Annotated in this window: 14 protein-coding genes; all 14 read right to left on the bottom strand. The window is 66.1% G+C overall.

The features are described 5' to 3' along the window. Nucleotides 1-267 precede the first annotated feature (267 nt). The 14 genes from tuf to nusG all read right to left on the bottom strand — a co-directional run bounded on the left by tuf (nt 268) and on the right by nusG (nt 19,433). On the bottom strand, nt 268-1,461 hold the full coding sequence (gene tuf, locus ACWDAG_RS21700) for an elongation factor Tu (RefSeq protein WP_115906452.1): 1,194 nt from the start codon (nt 1,459-1,461) through the stop codon (nt 268-270). Between the two features lie 171 nt (nt 1,462-1,632). Beyond that, nucleotides 1,633-3,759, bottom strand: a complete 2,127-nt coding sequence (gene fusA, locus ACWDAG_RS21695; RefSeq protein WP_450697214.1) for an elongation factor G — start codon at nt 3,757-3,759, stop codon at nt 1,633-1,635. Between the two features lie 39 nt (nt 3,760-3,798). Then, complete coding sequence (gene rpsG / locus ACWDAG_RS21690) at nt 3,799-4,269, bottom strand: 30S ribosomal protein S7 (protein ID WP_003992340.1); 471 nt, start codon at nt 4,267-4,269, stop codon at nt 3,799-3,801. 2 nt (nt 4,270-4,271) lie between these two features. Next, a complete protein-coding gene (gene rpsL, locus ACWDAG_RS21685) occupies nt 4,272-4,643 on the bottom strand; it encodes a 30S ribosomal protein S12 (protein ID WP_003948652.1) in 372 nt (123 codons plus the stop codon). Nucleotides 4,644-4,984: 341 nt separating this feature from the next. Further along, on the bottom strand, nt 4,985-5,635 hold the full coding sequence (locus tag ACWDAG_RS21680; protein ID WP_450697213.1) for a DUF1707 and DUF4190 domain-containing protein: 651 nt from the start codon (nt 5,633-5,635) through the stop codon (nt 4,985-4,987). Between the two features lie 145 nt (nt 5,636-5,780). After that, complete coding sequence (locus tag ACWDAG_RS21675; protein WP_344404673.1) at nt 5,781-9,680, bottom strand: DNA-directed RNA polymerase subunit beta'; 3,900 nt, start codon at nt 9,678-9,680, stop codon at nt 5,781-5,783. 99 nt (nt 9,681-9,779) lie between these two features. Beyond that, nucleotides 9,780-13,265, bottom strand: a complete 3,486-nt coding sequence (gene rpoB, locus ACWDAG_RS21670; RefSeq protein ID WP_450697212.1) for a DNA-directed RNA polymerase subunit beta — start codon at nt 13,263-13,265, stop codon at nt 9,780-9,782. A 557-nt stretch (nt 13,266-13,822) separates the two neighbouring features. After that, nucleotides 13,823-14,251 (bottom strand): 50S ribosomal protein L7/L12, encoded by a 429-nt coding sequence (gene rplL, locus ACWDAG_RS21665; protein ID WP_450697211.1) that lies wholly within the window; start codon nt 14,249-14,251, stop codon nt 13,823-13,825. Between the two features lie 81 nt (nt 14,252-14,332). Further along, nucleotides 14,333-14,863, bottom strand: a complete 531-nt coding sequence (gene rplJ / locus ACWDAG_RS21660) for a 50S ribosomal protein L10 (protein ID WP_365834949.1) — start codon at nt 14,861-14,863, stop codon at nt 14,333-14,335. 280 nt (nt 14,864-15,143) lie between these two features. Next, the gene (locus tag ACWDAG_RS21655) at nt 15,144-16,001 is read right to left on the bottom strand and encodes a DUF1396 domain-containing protein (protein WP_450697210.1); all 858 of its coding nucleotides are present in this window, start codon (nt 15,999-16,001) and stop codon (nt 15,144-15,146) included. 109 nt (nt 16,002-16,110) lie between these two features. Beyond that, complete coding sequence (locus tag ACWDAG_RS21650) at nt 16,111-17,043, bottom strand: hypothetical protein (protein WP_450697209.1); 933 nt, start codon at nt 17,041-17,043, stop codon at nt 16,111-16,113. Between the two features lie 141 nt (nt 17,044-17,184). Further along, nucleotides 17,185-17,910, bottom strand: coding sequence for a 50S ribosomal protein L1 (gene rplA, locus ACWDAG_RS21645; protein WP_450697208.1), 726 nt, complete (start codon nt 17,908-17,910; stop codon nt 17,185-17,187). A gap of 80 nt (nt 17,911-17,990) precedes the next feature. Beyond that, nucleotides 17,991-18,425 (bottom strand): 50S ribosomal protein L11, encoded by a 435-nt coding sequence (rplK, locus tag ACWDAG_RS21640; protein ID WP_037858373.1) that lies wholly within the window; start codon nt 18,423-18,425, stop codon nt 17,991-17,993. Between the two features lie 177 nt (nt 18,426-18,602). Then, nucleotides 18,603-19,433, bottom strand: a complete 831-nt coding sequence (gene nusG, locus ACWDAG_RS21635) for a transcription termination/antitermination protein NusG (protein WP_450697207.1) — start codon at nt 19,431-19,433, stop codon at nt 18,603-18,605. Nucleotides 19,434-19,501: the final 68 nt, after the last annotated feature.

Below are 19,501 nucleotides of genomic sequence, written 5' to 3'. Positions count from 1 at the left end.
CCCTGTGTCTTGCCTGTTCCGACCCCTCACGCTAGGGGGTCATCACCGCCCCGCAGTGAGCAGACAAGAACATTCGGGGCATCGGAAACGGGGAGTTGGCCCAACCCTCCACGAGAGGTCCTGCAAGGTTCGCCGAGACTTCACCGTGCGACCGTCGCCCCCGGACGGCGGGGCAGGCGCGGAGGCAAGCGAAGGGGCCCGTACGACCGAAGTCGTACGGGCCCCTTCAGGAGCTCGCGCTGGAGCTACCAGGTCAGATCAGCAAGCTCACTTGTTGATCTTGGTGACCTGGCCGGCGCCCACGGTCCGGCCACCCTCACGGATGGCGAACTTCAGGCCCTCTTCCATGGCGATGGGCTGGATGAGCTCGACCTTCATCTCAGTGTTGTCGCCGGGCATGACCATCTCGGTGCCCTCGGGGAGGGTCACAACACCGGTCACGTCAGTCGTACGGAAGTAGAACTGCGGACGGTAGTTGTTGAAGAACGGCGTGTGACGGCCACCCTCGTCCTTGGACAGGATGTAGGCCTGCGCCTCGAACTCGGTGTGCGGGGTGACCGAGCCCGGCTTGATGATGACCTGGCCGCGCTCGACGTCCTCGCGCTTGATGCCGCGGAGCAGCAGACCGACGTTCTCACCGGCCTGACCCTCGTCGAGCAGCTTGCGGAACATCTCGATGCCGGTGACCGTGGTGGTGGTCTTCTCGGTCTTGATGCCGATGATGTCGACGGTCTCGTTGACCTTCAGGACACCACGCTCGATACGGCCGGTGACGACCGTACCGCGACCGGTGATCGTGAAGACGTCCTCGATCGGCATCAGGAACGGCTTGTCGACGTCGCGCTCCGGCTCCGGGATCGCGGTGTCGACGGCGGCCATCAGGTCCAGGACCGACTGGCCCCACTCCTTGTCGCCCTCGAGCGCCTTGAGCGCGGAGACCTTGACGACCGGAACGTCGTCGCCCGGGAACTCGTACTCGGAGAGCAGCTCACGGACCTCGAGCTCGACGAGCTCCAGGATCTCCTCGTCGTCCACCATGTCGGCCTTGTTCAGGGCGACGACGATGTACGGAACGCCGACCTGGCGGGCCAGGAGCACGTGCTCCTTGGTCTGCGGCATCGGGCCGTCGGTGGCGGCGACAACGAGGATGGCGCCGTCCATCTGCGCCGCACCCGTGATCATGTTCTTGATGTAGTCCGCGTGACCGGGGCAGTCGACGTGGGCGTAGTGACGGGTCTCCGTCTGGTACTCGACGTGCGCGATGGAGATGGTGATACCGCGCTGGCGCTCCTCGGGAGCCTTGTCGATCTGGTCGAACGCCGAGGCCTCGTTCAGGTCCGGGAACGCGTCGTGCAGCACCTTGGTAATGGCGGCCGTGAGGGTCGTCTTACCGTGGTCGATGTGACCGATGGTGCCGATGTTGACGTGCGGCTTAGTCCGCTCGAACTTCGCCTTCGCCACTGGGGTCCTCCTGTGGAGTGGTTCTGTACGCCTTACTTCAACGGCGCCAGGTGATCTTTGCTGTCAAATCCCGGGCCCTGGGCCATTCCGCCACGAATGTGGAGGAACGACCCGTGAGGCTCCAGGGTCAAGCCTAAGGCGTGTGAACGCAGTGCGTTAAACGCAGGTGCGTTACTCGCCCTTGGCCTTCGCGATGATCTCCTCGGCGACGTTCCGCGGAACCTCGGCGTAGGAGTCGAACTGCATGGAGTAGCTCGCACGGCCGGACGTCTTGCTGCGCAGGTCGCCGACGTAGCCGAACATCTCCGAGAGGGGCACGAGGCCCTTCACGACGCGGGCACCGGCCCGCTCCTCCATGGCCTGGATCTGGCCACGGCGGGAGTTGATGTCGCCGATGACCTCACCCATGTAGTCCTCGGGCGTGGTGACCTCGACGGCCATCATCGGCTCGAGCAGCACGGGGCTGGCCTTGCGCGCGGCCTCCTTGAAGGCCTGCGAGCCGGCGATCTTGAAGGCGAGCTCGGAGGAGTCGACCTCGTGGTAGCCACCGTCGATGAGCGTGACGCGGACGCCCGTCATCTCGTAGCCCGCGAGGATGCCGAACTGCATGGCCTCCTGCGCACCGGCGTCCACCGAAGGGATGTACTCCTTCGGGATGCGGCCACCGGTCACCTTGTTCACGAACTCGTACGAGGCGTCGCCGCCCTCGATGGGCTCGATCGCGATCTGCACCTTGGCGAACTGACCGGTACCACCGGTCTGCTTCTTGTGGGTGTAGTCCACGCGCTCGACGGCCTTGCGGATCGTCTCGCGGTAGGCGACCTGCGGCTTGCCGACGTTGGCCTCGACCTTGAACTCACGGCGCATACGGTCGACCAGCACCTCGAGGTGCAGCTCACCCATGCCGCCGATGATGGTCTGGCCGGTCTCCTCGTCCGAGTGGACCTGGAAGGACGGGTCCTCCTCGGCCAGGCGCTGGATCGCGACGCCCAGCTTCTCCTGGTCGCCCTTCGACTTGGGCTCGATGGCGACCTGGATGACCGGCGCCGGGAAGTCCATGGACTCCAGGATCACCGGGGCCTTGTCGTCGCACAGCGTCTCACCGGTCGTGGTCTGCTTCAGACCCATGACGGCGATGATGTCGCCGGCGCCCACCGCGTCGATCTCCTCACGCTTGTTCGCGTGCATGCGGTAGATCTTGCCGATGCGCTCCTTCTTGCCCTTGACGGAGTTCAGCACGGCAGTGCCGGACTCCAGGCGGCCCGAGTAGACCCGGACGAAGGTGAGCTTGCCGAGGTGCGGGTCGCTCATGATCTTGAACGCCAGCGCGGACAGCGGCTCGTCGTCGGACGGCTTGCGCTTGACGACCTCCTCCGGGTCGTTCACGGCGTGGCCCTCGATGGCCTCGACGTCGAGCGGGGAGGGGAGGTAGCGCACGACCGCGTCGAGCAGGGGCTGGACGCCCTTGTTCTTGAACGCGGTGCCGCAGAACACCGGGGTGACCGTGGTGTCCTGGGACTTGCCGGACGCGATGGTGATACGACGGATCGCGGCGTACAGCTGCTCCACGGAAGGCTCTTCGCCCTCCAGGTACAGCTCCATGATCTCTTCGTCGTTCTCGGCGACGGTCTCGACCAGCTTGCCGCGGTACTCCTCGGCAGCCTCGGCGTGCGTGGCCGGGATGTCGACGATGTCGTACATCTCGCCCTTGGTGGCCTCGGCGGACCACACGAACGCCTTCATCGTGACCAGGTCGACGACGCCCTTGAAGTCGGCCTCGGCACCGATCGGGAGCTGCATGACGATCGGCTGAGCGCCGAGGCGGTCAGAGATCATGTCGACGCAGCGGTGGAACTCGGCACCGGTCCGGTCGAGCTTGTTGACGAAGCAGATGCGGGGGACGCCGTAGCGGTCCGCCTGACGCCACACCGTCTCGGACTGGGGCTCAACGCCGGCGACGCCGTCGAACACCGTCACGGCACCGTCGAGCACGCGCAGGGAACGCTCCACCTCGACGGTGAAGTCGACGTGGCCCGGCGTGTCGATGATGTTGATGGTGTGGTCGACGTCTTCCAGCGGCCAGTGACAGGTGGTGGCAGCAGAGGTGATCGTGATGCCACGCTCCTGCTCCTGCTCCATCCAGTCCATGGTGGCAGCGCCGTCGTGGACCTCACCGATCTTGTAAGACACACCGGTGTAGAACAGGATCCGCTCGGTGGTGGTCGTCTTGCCCGCGTCGATGTGGGCCATGATCCCAATGTTGCGGACCTTGGCCAGGTCAAGTGAAGTGGTAGCCATAAGGCTTCAGTCTTCTCTCGGTCTCGATGTGGGTAGCGACTACCAGCGGTAGTGCGCGAAGGCCTTGTTGGACTCGGCCATCTTGTGCGTGTCCTCGCGCTTCTTCACAGCGGCACCAAGGCCGTTGGAGGCGTCGAGAAGCTCGTTGAGCAGACGCTCGGTCATGGTCTTCTCGCGACGGGCGCGGGAGTAACCGACCAGCCAGCGCAGCGCGAGCGTGTTGGCGCGACCGGGCTTGACCTCGATCGGAACCTGGTACGTCGCACCACCGACACGGCGGGACTTGACCTCGAGGGTCGGCTTGATGTTCTCCAGCGCGCGCTTCAGCGTGATGATCGGGTCGTTGCCCGTCTTCTCACGCAGACCCTCCATGGCGCCGTAGACGATGCGCTCGGCGGTGGAGCGCTTGCCGTTCAGCAGCACCTTGTTGATGAGCGACGTGACCAGAGGGGAACCGTAGACCGGGTCGATGATGACCGGGCGCTTCGGGGCGGGGCCCTTACGAGGCATTTCTACTTCTCCTTCTTGGCGCCGTAGCGGGAACGGGCCTGCTTGCGGTTCTTGACACCCTGGGTGTCGAGGGAGCCACGGATGATCTTGTAGCGAACACCCGGCAGGTCCTTCACACGGCCGCCGCGCACGAGCACGATGGAGTGCTCCTGCAGGTTGTGTCCCTCACCCGGAATGTAAGCGGTGACCTCGATCCCGCTGGTCAGACGCACACGCGCGACCTTACGCAGGGCCGAGTTCGGCTTCTTCGGGGTGGTCGTGAACACACGCGTGCAGACGCCACGACGCTGAGGGGAACCCTCGAGTGCGGGCGTCTTGTTCTTCTCGACCTTGTCCTGCCGGCCCTTACGGACCAGCTGCTGGATCGTAGGCACTACTTCTCCGGTTTCTGTGTGCCGATGGGTACAGCTAACCTGGAACGTCGCCGACCCACGCGGTCGGGTGTGTCGAATCCGGCAGACTCTCGCCGCGAAGCGAAAAGGGCGCAGATCACGGTGGCCAATGACGGCTCGCTATGCGGTTGAAGGCACGCACGAGAGCCAGGGCACACCCCAGGCACAAGGTCTGAGCGTACCTACCTCATACGCTGCGGTCAAAACAAATGGGCCGCGCCCGCATCGCCATGCAAAGCATGTCAAGACCCTACGCCGTGCATGATCTTCGATTTCACGTTCCAGACACCTCGAACAGCTACATCATCGCAGCTCACCGCGTGTCACGCAGAGGCCAGAGCCGCCGCGACGAGGATCGTGATGATCAGCGCCCATCCGGCGACCGACAGCCAGCCCAGGACCAGCCCGGTCATGGCGAAGCCCTCGCCGCGCTCGCCGGTGCGCTGCATTTCGCTGCGGGCGGAGTGACCGAGGACGACCGCGGGGATCCCGGTGAGCCCGCCGGTGAAGAACGTGAGGATCCCGCAGACCATGGAGCCGACCGCCTTGCCGTTCGTCGGCGGCAGGACCGGCAGAAAGGTCGCGGGCACGGGCCCAGCGGCCTGATTGACCGGCACAGGGCCCTGCGGCAGATCAGCGACCAGGAGGGCCAGCTCCCCCACCGTACGAGCCGCGTACGCCCGCGCCACCCGCCGGTCGAACTCCCCCTTCTCCAGCCGCCCCTCTGCGTACCCCGCCCGCAGCACGTCCACGGCCCGCTCGCGGTCGGCGTGGGAGGCGAGCATGGACGGCGCGGTCTGCGCCTGCCAGAAGCCCTGGACCGGCGGCGAGCCCCCCTGCCACGCCTGCGGCACGCCCCGCTGCCCCTGCTGCCAGGGCCGCAGGGGTACGTCCTGCCCCGACTGCGGGACATCCTGCCCCCGCTGCGAGTCCCCCTGCCCCGACTGCCAGGGCTGCCACGACGGATTGGACACGAGTACCTCCCCGAACCCCCGAGTCCTTCCATGATGCGCCGAAAGAGCATTTCCGGCACAGCCCATCGCTCGGTCGTCCTCATGACGCCGAAGGGCGGCCACCCCCAACGGGGGTGACCGCCCTTCAGCTCAAGCGATCGCTCGCCTACTGGTTGTACGGACCGTAGTCGTAGTCCTCCAGCGGAACGGCCTGGCCGGAGCCCGTGCCGAACGGCGAGTAGTCGATGTCGTCGTAGCCGACGGCCGAGTACATCGCGGCCTTGGCCTCCTCGGTCGGCTCGACCCGGATGTTGCGGTAGCGGGACAGGCCCGTACCGGCCGGGATGAGCTTACCGATGATGACGTTCTCCTTGAGGCCGATCAGGGAGTCGGACTTGGCGTTGATCGCCGCGTCCGTGAGGACCCTGGTCGTCTCCTGGAAGGACGCCGCCGACAGCCACGACTCGGTCGCCAGCGAGGCCTTGGTGATACCCATCAGCTGCGGACGGCCGGAGGCCGGGTGGCCGCCTTCCTGGACCACACGACGGTTCTCGACCTCGAACTTCGAGCGCTCGACCAGCTCGCCGGGCAGCAGCTCGGCGTCGCCGGACTCGATGATCGTCACACGGCGCAGCATCTGCCGGATGATGATCTCGATGTGCTTGTCGTGGATCGACACACCCTGCGAGTTGTAGACCTTCTGGACCTCGCCGACCAGGTGGACCTGGACGGCACGCTGGCCCAGGATGCGCAGCACGTCGTGCGGGTTGGTGGCACCCACGGTGAGCTTCTGGCCCACCTCGACGTGCTCGCCCTCGCTGACCAGGAGTCGGGCACGCTTCGAGATCGGGTACGCCGTCTCGTCGCTGCCGTCGTCCGGGGTGACGACGATCTTCTTGGTCTTCTCGGTCTCCTCGATCCGGACGCGGCCGGAGGCCTCGGAGATCGGGGCGACACCCTTCGGGGTACGGGCCTCGAAGAGCTCGACGACACGCGGCAGACCCTGGGTGATGTCGTCACCGGCCACACCACCGGTGTGGAAGGTACGCATCGTCAGCTGGGTACCGGGCTCACCGATGGACTGGGCGGCGATGATGCCGACCGCCTCACCGATGTCGACCAGCTTGCCGGTGGCCAGCGAGCGGCCGTAGCACATGGCGCAGGTGCCGACCTGGGACTCGCAGGTCAGGATCGAGCGGGTCTTGACCTCCTCGACACCGTGGTGCACCAGCTGGTCGATGAGCACGTCGCCCAGGTCCACGTTGGCCGGCGCGATCACCTTGCCGTCGATGACGACGTCCTCGGCGAGCATGCGGGCGTAGACGCTGGTCTCGACGTCGTCCGCCTTGCGCAGCACACCGTCGGCGCCGCGGTTGGCGATCCGCAGCTTCAGACCGCGCTCGGTGCCGCAGTCCTCCTCGCGGATGATGACGTCCTGCGAGACGTCCACCAGACGACGGGTCAGGTAACCCGAGTCGGCGGTACGCAGAGCGGTGTCCGCCAGACCCTTACGGGCACCGTGCGTGGAGATGAAGTACTCCAGCACGGACAGACCCTCACGGAACGACGCCTTGATCGGACGCGGGATCGTCTCGTTCTTCGCGTTCGACACCAGACCACGCATACCGGCGATCTGACGCATCTGCATCATGTTGCCTCGTGCACCCGAGTTCACCATCATGAAGATCGGGTTGGTCTTCGGGAAGTTGTCGTTCATCGCCTCGGCGACCTCGTTGGTCGCCTTGGTCCAGATCGCGATGAGCTCCTGCGTGCGCTCGTCCTTGGTGATCAGACCGCGCTCGTACTGCTTCTGGACCTTCTCGTCCTGCGCCTCGTAGCCCTTGACGATCTCCTTCTTCGCCTCGGGAACGACGACGTCGGAGATGGCCACGGTGACGCCGGAACGGGTCGCCCAGTAGAAGCCGGCCGCCTTCAGGTTGTCGAGCGTCGCCGCCACGATGACCTTGGGGTAGCGCTCGGCGAGGTCGTTGACGATCTCGGAGAGCTGCTTCTTGCCGACCTCGTAGTCGACGAACGGGTAGTCCTCGGGCAGCAGCTCGTTGAAGAGCGCACGGCCCAGGGTCGTCCGCAGGCGGAAGGTGTCACCCTGCTGCCACTCCGGCTCGCCCTCCTCCTGCGCCGGCGGGGTCCAGCCGCGCGGCGGGATGGTGCCCACCGGGAAGCGGATGTCCACGCGCGACTGCAGCGAGAGCTCGCCGGCGTCGAACGCCATGATCGCCTCGGCGACGGACGCGAAGGAACGCTCCTCGCCCTTGACGTTGCGCATCTCGCCGTCGGTGGTGAGGAAGAACAGACCGAGGACCATGTCCTGGGTCGGCATCGTCACCGGACGGCCGTCGGCGGGCTTGAGGATGTTGTTCGAGGACAGCATCAGGATGCGGGCCTCGGCCTGCGCCTCCGCGGACAGCGGCAGGTGCACGGCCATCTGGTCACCGTCGAAGTCCGCGTTGAACGCGGTGCAGACGAGCGGGTGGATCTGGATGGCCTTGCCCTCGACCAGCTGCGGCTCGAAGGCCTGGATGCCGAGGCGGTGCAGGGTGGGAGCACGGTTCAGCAGCACCGGGTGCTCGGCGATGACCTCTTCGAGGACGTCGTACACGACGGTGCGGCCGCGCTCCACCATGCGCTTGGCGCTCTTGATGTTCTGCGCGTGGTTCAGGTCGACCAGGCGCTTCATCACGAACGGCTTGAAGAGCTCCAGCGCCATCGCCTTCGGCAGACCGCACTGGTGCAGCTTCAGCTGCGGACCGACGACGATCACGGAACGCGCCGAGTAGTCGACACGCTTGCCGAGCAGGTTCTGACGGAATCGACCCTGCTTACCCTTCAGCATGTCGCTGAGGGACTTCAGCGGGCGGTTACCGGGACCGGTGACCGGACGGCCACGACGGCCGTTGTCGAACAGCGCGTCGACGGCCTCCTGGAGCATGCGCTTCTCGTTGTTCACGATGATCTCGGGCGCACCGAGGTCGAGAAGGCGCTTCAGTCGGTTGTTCCGGTTGATCACACGGCGGTACAGGTCGTTCAGGTCGGAGGTCGCGAAGCGGCCACCGTCCAGCTGCACCATCGGGCGAAGGTCCGGCGGGATGACCGGGACGCAGTCGAGGACCATGCCCTTGGGGCTGTTGGAGGTCTGCAGGAAGGCAGACACGACCTTCAGCCGCTTCAGCGCACGGGTCTTCTTCTGGCCCTTGCCGGTGCGGATGATCTCGCGGAGGCGCTCGGCCTCCTCCTCCAGGTCGAAGGACTCCAGGCGCTTCTGCAGAGCAGCCGCACCCATGGAGCCGTCGAAGTAGGTACCGAAGCGGTCACGGAGCTCGCGGTAGAGCAGCTCGTCACCCTCCAGGTCCTGGACCTTGAGGTTCTTGAACCGGGTCCACACCTCGTCGAGACGGTCGATCTCGCGCTGCGCACGGTCGCGCAGCTGCTTCATCTCACGCTCGGCACCCTCGCGCACCTTGCGGCGCACGTCGGCCTTGGCACCCTCGGCCTCCAGCTCGGCCAGGTCGCTTTCCAGCTTCTTGGCGCGGGCCTCCAGGTCGGCGTCCCGGCGGTTCTCGACCTGCTGGCGCTCCACGGAGACATGCGCCTCCAGGGAGGGCAGGTCGCGGGTACGGCGCTCCTCGTCGACGTACGTGATCATGTACGCCGCGAAGTAGATGACCTTCTCGAGGTCCTTGGGAGCCAGGTCCAGCAGGTAGCCCAGACGCGACGGGACACCCTTGAAGTACCAGATGTGCGTGACGGGAGCGGCCAGCTCGATGTGGCCCATCCGCTCACGGCGCACCTTGGCGCGAGTCACCTCGACGCCGCAGCGCTCACAGATGATGCCCTTGAACCGGACACGCTTGTACTTGCCGCAGTAGCACTCCCAGTCCCGGGTCGGACCGAAGATCTTCTCGCAGAAGAGTCCGTCCTTTTCGGGCTTGAGGGTGCGGTAGTTGATGGTCTCGGGCTTCTTGACCTCGCCGTGGCTCCACTGACGGATGTCGTCAGCGGTGGCCAGGCCGATCCGGAGCTCGTCGAAGAAGTTGACGTCGAGCACTATGCGTCAATCCCTCTCAGGGTTGTAAGTCTTTGGTCTGATACGGGGGTCCAGGGGCCGGCCGGAGGGTCCTCACCAGGTCCTCCGGCCGGACTCCCGTCAGACCTCTTCGACGCTGCTCGGCTCGCGCCGGGACAGGTCGATGCCGAGCTCCTCCGCAGCGCGGAAGACGTCCTCGTCGGTGTCGCGCATCTCGATGGACATACCGTCGCTGGACAGCACCTCCACGTTCAGGCAGAGAGACTGCATCTCCTTGATGAGCACCTTGAAGGACTCGGGGATGCCGGGCTCGGGGATGTTCTCGCCCTTGACGATGGCCTCGTAGACCTTCACGCGGCCGGTGACGTCGTCGGACTTGATGGTCAGCAGCTCCTGGAGGGCGTATGCGGCGCCGTATGCCTCCAGCGCCCACACCTCCATCTCGCCGAACCGCTGGCCACCGAACTGGGCCTTACCACCCAGCGGCTGCTGGGTGATCATCGAGTACGGACCGGTCGAACGCGCGTGCAGCTTGTCGTCGACCAGGTGGTGCAGCTTCAGGATGTACATGTAGCCGACCGAGATCGGCTCCGGGAACGGCTCACCGCTACGGCCGTCGAACAGCCGCGCCTTGCCGGACGGGAGCACCATGCGCTCGCCGTCGCGGTTCGGGATGGTGTGCTGCAGCAGACCCGCGAGCTCGTCCTCGCGCGCACCGTCGAAGACGGGGGTTGCGACGTTCGTGCCCGGGTCGACCTGGTCGGCGCCGATGGCCTGCAGGCGCTGCGCCCACTCGTCGGCGAGACCGGAGACGTCCCAGCCGCGGCTGGCGAGCCAGCCGAGGTGGATCTCAAGCACCTGTCCCGGGTTCATTCGGGACGGCACACCCAGCGGGTTGAGGATGATGTCGACCGGAGTTCCGTCCTCGAGGAACGGCATGTCCTCGATCGGAAGGATCTTCGAGATGACACCCTTGTTGCCGTGACGGCCGGCGAGCTTGTCACCGTCGGTGATCTTGCGCTTCTGCGCCACGTACACGCGCACCAGCTGGTTCACACCGGGGGGAAGCTCGTCGCCCTCCTCGCGGTCGAAGACGCGGACGCCGATGACCTTGCCGGTCTCGCCGTGCGGCACCTTCAGCGAGGTGTCACGGACCTCACGGGCCTTCTCACCGAAGATCGCGCGCAGCAGGCGCTCCTCGGGGGTCAGCTCGGTCTCACCCTTGGGGGTCACCTTGCCGACGAGGATGTCACCGGCGATGACCTCGGCACCGATACGGATGATGCCGCGCTCGTCGAGGTCGGCGAGGACCTCCTCGGAGACGTTCGGGATGTCCCGGGTGATCTCCTCGGGGCCGAGCTTGGTGTCACGGGCGTCGACCTCGTGCTCCTCGATGTGGATCGAGGAGAGGACGTCGTCCTGCACGAGGCGCTGCGACAGGATGATCGCGTCCTCGTAGTTGTGACCCTCCCACGGCATGAACGCCACGAGCAGGTTCTTGCCCAGCGCCATCTCGCCGTTCTGGGTGGCCGGACCGTCGGCGAGGACCTGGCCCTCGATGACGCGGTCGCCCTCGTTGACGATGACCTTCTGGTTGACCGAGGTGCCCTGGTTGGAGCGGGCGAACTTGGCCAGGCGGTACGTGATGTACGTGCCGTCGTCGTTGGCGGTGGTGATGTAGTCCGCGGAGACCTCCTGGACCACACCCGCCTTCTCGGCCTTGACCACGTCGCCGGCGTCGACGGCGGAGCGGTACTCCATGCCGGTGCCGACGAGCGGGGACTCGGACTTAATCAGCGGCACGGCCTGACGCATCATGTTCGCGCCCATGAGGGCACGGTTGGCGTCGTCGTGCTCGAGGAAGGGGATCATGGCGGTCGCGACCGACACCATCTGGCGCGGCGAGACGTCCATGTAGTCCACGTCGTCACCGGCGACGTAGTCGACCTCACCGCCACGGCGGCGGACCAGGACCCGGTTCTCGGCGAACCGCATGTCGTCCGAGAGCGTGGCGTTGGCCTGCGCGATGACGAAGCGGTCCTCCTCGTCGGCCGTCAGGTAGTCGACCTCGTCGGTGACCTGGCCGTCGACGACCTTGCGGTACGGGGTCTCGACGAAACCGAACGCGTTGACGCGACCGTAGGAGGCGAGCGAGCCGATCAGACCGATGTTCGGGCCTTCAGGCGTCTCGATCGGGCACATACGGCCGTAGTGGGACGGGTGCACGTCACGGACCTCGAAGCCGGCCCGCTCACGGGAGAGACCACCCGGGCCAAGAGCCGACAGACGGCGCTTGTGGGTGAGACCCGACAGCGGGTTGTTCTGGTCCATGAACTGCGACAGCTGGCTGGTGCCGAAGAACTCCTTGATGGAGGCGACGACCGGCCGGATGTTGATCAGGGTCTGCGGCGTGATCGCCTCGACGTCCTGGGTCGTCATGCGCTCACGGACGACGCGCTCCATGCGAGCCAGACCCGTGCGGACCTGGTTCTGGATGAGCTCGCCGACGCTGCGCAGACGACGGTTGCCGAAGTGGTCGATGTCGTCGGTCTCGACGACGATCGTGCCGCCGCTGTCGCCCGTCGTCTCGGTCTCGCCGGCGTGCAGCTTGACCAGGTACTTGATCGTCGAGATGACGTCCTCGACGGTCAGGATGCCCGCGTCGAGCGGAGCGTCCGCACCCAGCTTCTTGTTGACCTTGTAGCGGCCGACCTTGGCGAGGTCGTAACGCTTCGGGTTGAAGTACAGGTTCTCCAGCAGCGTCTGCGCGGCCTCACGCGTGGGGGGCTCGCCCGGGCGCAGCTTGCGGTAGATGTCGAGCAGTGCGTCGTCCTGGCCCTGGGTGTGGTCCTTCTCCAGGGTGGCGCGCATCGACTCGTACTCGCCGAACTCCTCCAGGATCTGCTCGGTCGTCCAACCGAGAGCCTTGAGCAGAACGGTCACGGACTGCTTGCGCTTGCGGTCGATACGCACACCGACCATGTCGCGCTTGTCGATCTCCATCTCCAGCCAGGCACCCCGGGACGGGATGATCTTGGCGGAGAAGATGTCCTTGTCGGACGTCTTGTCGATGGAGGAGTCGAAGTAGACACCGGGCGAACGGACCAGCTGCGACACCACGACACGCTCGGTGCCGTTGATGACGAACGTGCCCTTGTTCGTCATGAGCGGGAAGTCGCCCATGAAGACCGTCTGCGACTTGATCTCGCCGGTCTCGTTGTTGGTGAACTCAGCCGTCACGAAGAGCGGAGCGGCGTACGTGAAGTCGCGCTCCTTGCACTCGTCGATGCTGTTCTTCGGCGGCTCGAAACGGTGGTCGCGGAACGTCAGCGACATCGACCCGGAGAAGTCCTCGATCGGAGAGATCTCCTCGAAGATCTCCTCCAGACCGGACTTGGTGGGGACGTCCTGACCGGACTCAAGAGCCGCCTCGACCCGACTCTGCCAGGCGGTGTTCCCGAGCAGCCAGTCAAAGCTCTCGGTCTGCAGCGCGAGCAGGTTGGGAACCTCGAGGGGCTCCTTGATCTTTGCAAAGGAGATGCGCAGCGGGGCGGTGCTGGCACCGTTGTTCGTATTCGCGGTCGAGGCAGTGCGCGAGGCGGCCAAGAGGGGGTCCTTCCGAGGGCTCGGACTCACTACGCGCGTACCGGTCCCTCTCCCGCACACAGAGACAGGACTCCCCGATTTGGCCGAAAGGCCAGGTCAGGGACGTTCCGATCGTCGGTGCTCAAGCGAGGGCATGCCCCTGGTGACGGGCAGGGGACAGCTAACAGGCAGCGCAAAGGGTCAGTGTAGCCACTCGGCACACTGATGTCCAGTCCCGGTTTCTGAGACCCTCGTTGTTCTCAACACCTGCGGCAAGCCCACGCCCTCAATGCACGTTGATACTGCCCTCTTCGTCGTCGATCCATGCCTCGGATTCGGATCCTTGTGACGACGCGTCCTGAGAATTGCGCGCTGCGTGCAGTTCGTCAAGGCCCCCATGGCCCAAACCACATACCACCTGGGGTGCTTGGAGGCACGACGAAGATCACCATACTCCGCACACCCGAGGGTGCAAGGCAGCCACCACCCGACGCCCAGGAACGCCGAAGAGCGACCACCCGGATGGATGATCGCTCTTCTGTGCTCAGGCGTTACAGCCCCTGGGGAGCTGAGAGGTCTTACTTGACCTCGACCGAGGCGCCGGCGCCCTTGAGGGACTCGGCGGCCTTCTCGGCGGCGTCCTTGGCGACCTTCTCGAGAACGGGCTTCGGGGCGCCGTCCACGAGGTCCTTGGCCTCCTTCAGACCCAGGGAGGTCAGCTCACGCACGACCTTGATGACCTGGATCTTCTTGTCGCCGGCACCCGTGAGGATGACGTCGAACTCGTCCTTCTCCTCCTCGGCGGGGGCGGCCGGGCCACCCTGCGCCGGGCCGGCGGCGACGACGGCCGCGGCAGCGGCGGTGACGTCGAACTTCTCCTCGAACGCCTTCACGAACTCGGAGAGCTGGATGAGGGTCATGCCCTCGAACTCGGCGAGCAGTTCGTCCTGGGTGAGAGCCACGATGGCTTTCCTTCCACTAATTTCGGCTGGTGCCGGGATGTACATGTCTGGCGGGCGTACGTTCGGCCCGCTACGACCGCTGCCTCAGGCGGACTGCCTCAGGCGGCGATCATGATGCGAGCCGAGTTACTCGGCACCGCCCTGCTCGTCCTGCTTGGCGCGAAGGGCGTCCACGGTGCGGACGAGCTTCGTCGGAAGCGCCTGGAAGAGCTGTGCAGCCTGCGTCTGCTTGCCCTTCAGGGCGCCCGCCAGCTTGGCGAGCAGAACCTCGCGGGACTCGAGGTCCGCAAGCTTCTTGATCTCGTCGGCGGACAGCGCCTTGCCGTCAAGGACACCGCCCTTGATGACGAGGTTCGGGTTGTCCTTGGCGAAGTCACGAAGACCCTTCGCCGACTCCACCGGGTCACCGGTGACGAAGGCGACCGCCGTCGGACCGTTGAACAGGTCGTCGAGCGTAGAGATCCCGGCCTCGTTGGCCGCAATCTTGGTCAGCGTGTTCTTCACCACGGCGTACTGGGCGTTCTCACCGAGCGAACGACGCAGCGTCTTGAGCTGCGCCACGGTGAGACCCCGGTACTCGGTCAGCACGGCGGCGTTCGAGCTGCGGAACTGCTCCGTCAGCTCGGCTACCGCGGCAGCCTTGTCGGGCCTTGCCATGAGCGTCGGCCTCCTTCCGGGTGATGACGACCGCTCGGAAGGGGCTGTGAAAAACGAAACGCCCCGGCGCAGGCGCACGGGGCGTAGCTCGACCGGATCATCACAGCGTCAGCTGCGAACTCCGGGAGCACTTCCACAGTCACCTGCGCGGGTCGTCCGCGGTTCAGCGGATCCTTCGGCCACCGCACCCTCCAGGAGCGCACGGCAACGACCAGCGGTCTTTGGCTTCCTGAGGAGAGTACGGGACTGGACGGCCGTCGAGCAAATCCGCCCGTACGGATCAGCTCTGGGCGCCCTTCATCATCTCGGCGAGGTCGGCGGTGTCCTTGGCCGGCGGGGCCGTGACCTTCACCGGCTTGTTGATGTCGAGGAAGGTGATCGTCAGGTCGAGCGGACCCTTGTCGGCCTCGCCACGCATCCGGAACTGCTTGGTGTGGTCGTCGCCGTCGATCCACGCATCCATGGCGAACGAGTCGACGCCCATCTTCTCGAGCTGCTCGAGGCTCTTCTCGCGCTGTTCCCGGACGGTCTTGTTCTTGTCCTTGAGGGATGCCTTGAGGTCCTCGACGGTGACCTTGCCCTCGTAGTGGGTCGTCTTCACGCCGCCGACGGTCTCGGTGCCGACCTTCTTCACGTTCTTGGAGCCGGTGAGGAAGGTGGAGTTGGCGGCCGGGTTCTGGTTGGCCTGGCCTGCGCCCAGCTGATCCGCGCTCAGCCCCTTGCCGCCGCCGAGCGCGGACATGTCGAGCTTGATCCAGCTCTTGCCGTCCATCTCCTTGGCCATGGAGGCGTTCCCGCCGATGTACATGGCCTTGCCGAGGAGGCGGATCTCGATCGGACCCTTGGTTGCCTGGTTCTGAGCCGTCATTTTCATGCTCATGGTCAGCGGCTTGATGCTCACCGCCGCCTCGGCGGAAATCCGGCCCTGCCCCGGGACCTGGCCCGTCATCCTGTAATGCGCGGACCTGATGGCCTCGCTGTTCTTCGCCGCCTTGGCGACGGCCGCCGCCGGAGTCATCGCGGGCGACTCGGCGGAGTCGCTCTTCTGACAGCCGACCGCACCCCCGGCGAGCAGCAGGGCCGCAACCCCGGCTCCCGTCGCTCTACGGCGCGCTGAAACACGTACAGAAGTCCCCATTGGTTCCCCCCATGGAATGCATGGCCGATACACAGCAAGACGCGAGCCTAACCTCAGGAGGCTGCGCGAGTCTTCCGTATTCCCCCGGACATCGGCAGCCCCGCCTGTCTCAGGAGCTGCTGCCGGAGCCGCCGGCGGTGTCGCTGCTGCCCGGTGTCCAGCCCTGCTTCTTGATCAGCTGCTTGAAGTCCTCGGTGTCACTCGCGGGCGGCTCGGTGGCGGAGACCTTCACGCCGTAGTCGCTGTAGTACGCGGTCTGGGCGTACTCGCCGGCCGACATCCGGCCCTTCTCCACCTTCTTGACCAGGAGGTTGTGGTCGTCGACCCAGATGTCGACGGACTCCGTACTGACGCCGGCCTGGGTGAGCTGCCTCTTCAGGCCGGCGAGCTGGCTCGCGGTGAGGCTGGAGTTCTTGCGGGCGAGGTCGGCGACGTCCACCGTGCCCGAGTAGTGCGTGGCGTTCACGCCGCGCACCTTCTCGGTACCGACCTTCTTGACGTCCCCGGAGGCAAGCAGGAGCTTCACCGACTGGTTGGGGGTCGTGTTCTGCATCTGGTTCCTGAGGTACGCGCCGGAGCTGCCGCCGAGGCCGGCGAGGTCCGCGTAGCCGTACCTGATCCAGTGCTTGCCGCCCGCCTGCTCGGCGAACTTCTCGCCCATCTTCGCGTAGAAGGCGTCGGGCAGATAGCGGGCCTCCATCGACGTGGTGCCGGTCCTGCGCATGGTGTTCGCCATCGTGCCGCCGGTGTACGTGATGGTCAGGCTGCCGGTGAGGCCGTGGGCCCAGCCGAGGGCACCGTCGGACGTCATGGACATCAGGGAGCCCAGCGTGGTCGTGGACTCGACCTTGGCGGAGTCGGCGCCGTCGGTGGACTTCTCGGCGGTGCGCAGGGCCGCTATGGGGCTGACATGCGTCGCGCCCTTGCCGGAGGCCCTGGCGCCCTTGCCGGAGGAGTCCGAGGAGCTGCAGGCGGCCGCCCCCGTCAGCGCGGTCACCGCTGCGATCGAAAGGCCCACCCGACGCACGGTCGTGCTCTTCATCGGTCCCCCACCCGTATGCGATCGCTGTACCCGCACGCTAACGCAGGGCACTGACACCCGTCCGGGAAAAGGGACGAGCCCCGCACCGGTGAGGTTGCGGGGCTCGTGGGAAAAAACGCGTACGCGCGACTGCCGTCAGGATCAGACGGCGGCCGGGTCCTCCTCGACGAGGAGGTTGCGGGTGCGGTTCGGGTCGACCGGAATGCCGGGGCCGATCGTGGTGCTGATCGCGGCCTTCTTGATGTAGCGGCCCTTGGCGGCGGACGGCTTGAGACGGAGGATCTCCTCCAGCGCGGCGCCGTAGTTCTCCACCAGCTTGCTGTCGTCGAACGACACCTTGCCGATGATGAAGTGCAGGTTCGAGTGCTTGTCGACGCGGAACTCGATCTTGCCGCCCTTGATGTCGTTGACGGCCTTCGCCACGTCCGGGGTCACGGTGCCGGTCTTGGGGTTCGGCATGAGACCACGGGGACCGAGCACACGGCCGAGGCGGCCGACCTTGCCCATGAGGTCCGGGGTGGCGACGACGGCGTCGAAGTCCAGGCGGCCCTTCGAGACCTCGTCGATCAGTTCGTCGGAGCCGACGATGTCGGCGCCCGCGGCCTCCGCGGCCGCAGCACGGTCACCGGTCGCGAAGACCAGGACCCGGGCGGTCTTACCGGTGCCGTGCGGAAGGTTCACGGTGCCACGGACCATCTGGTCGGCCTTGCGCGGGTCGACACCCAGACGGAAGGCGACCTCGACGGTGCCGTCGAACTTGGTCGTGGAGGTCTCCTTGGCGAGACGGACGGCCTCGAGCGGGGCGTAGAGCTTGTCCCGGTCGACCTTGGCGTCCGCAGCGCGGAGAGACTTGCTGCGCTTGCTCACTACTGCTCCTGTGTGTGTCTGAGGAGTCGTGGTCCGGGCCGAGCAGGCCCTGCCACTTCTGCTACGTGCGGGAGTTGGGCTCAGCCCTCGACCGTGATGCCCATGGAACGGGCGGTGCCGGCGATGATCTTCGACGCGGCGTCCAGGTCGTTGGCGTTGAGGTCGGGGAGCTTGGTCTGGGCGATCTCGCGGACCTGCGCCTCGGTGATCTTGGCGACCTTGGTCTTGTGCGGCTCGCCGGAGCCCTTCTCCACACCCGCGGCCTTGAGGATCATCTTGGCGGCCGGCGGCGTCTTGGTGACGAAGGTGAAGGAACGGTCCTCGTAGACCGTGATCTCCACCGGGATCACCCAGCCACGCTGCGACTCGGTCGCGGCGTTGTACGCCTTGCAGAACTCCATGATGTTGACGCCGTGCTGGCCCAGCGCGGGGCCGACCGGCGGAGCCGGGTTCGCCGCACCGGCGTTGATCTGGAGCTTGATGAGCCCCGTGACCTTCTTCTTCTTGGGAGGCATTACTCTCCGGGTCCTTTCGATTGAGGCGTGCCTCCGCCCGGGTCGCGTCCCGGATGAAGGCATACCGCACAACGATAGCGGGTATAGATGCGCGGCTAAAAACCGAGCAGGTCAGACCGGCTACGAGAGCCCGCCTGACCTGCGCGGAAGCGGTGCGTCCAGAAGCTGCTGGGTCTTCTAGTTCTTCTGGATCTGGTCGAAGGAGAGCTCGACCGGCGTCTCGCGGCCGAAGATCTCCACCAGGCCCTTGACCTTCTTCGAGTCGGGGTTGATCTCGTTGATGGTCGCCTGCAGGGTGGCGAACGGGCCGTCGGTGACGGTGACCGAGTCGCCGACCTCGAAGTCCAGCACCTGGACCTCGACCTTGCGCTGCGGGGCGGGCTTGCCCTCGGCCTCGGCGGCCTCGCGGGCGGCCTTCTCCTCGGCCTCCGGGGCGAGCATCTTGACGATCTCGTCCAGGGTCAGCGGGTACGGGTCGTAGGCGTTGCCCACGAAGCCGGTGACGCCGGGGGTGTTGCGGACGACACCCCAGGACTCGTTCGTCAGGTCCATGCGGACGAGGACGTAGCCCGGGAGCTTGTTCTGCTTGATCGTCTTGCGGTCGCCGTTCTTGATCTGGACGACCTCTTCCTGCGGCACCTCGGCCTGGAAGATGTAGTCCTCGACGTTCAGCGAGACGGCGCGCTGCTCGAGGTTCGTCTTCACGCGGTTCTCGTAACCGGCGTAGGTGTGGATGACGTACCACTCGCCGGGCAGGGTGCGCAGCTCCTCGCGGAGGGCCTGGACCGGGTCGACCGGCTCGGGCTCCTCCTCGACGGCCTCCTCGGCCTCTTCGACGGCCTCGTCCTCGTCCACGACCTGGAGGGCGGCCTCCTCGGCCGGCTCTCCCGCCTCGGCCTCGGCAGCCTCGAACTCGTCCTGGTCGTCCGCGCCCTCGACGATGTCGAGCTCGTCGTCCACGGACTCGTCCGGCTCGATGGCGTCGTCGTTCAGGTTCGTGTCAGACACGGTGGCTGCTTCTTCCTGGATACATAGGGGTGGAACATGCGAAAGGGGCGCCGGGTACCTCGGCGCCC

Source organism: Streptomyces sp. NPDC001157 (assembly GCF_053598255.1).
The sequence above is the reverse complement of the archived record's forward strand: the minus strand, read 5'-3'. Positions and strand labels throughout refer to the sequence as shown.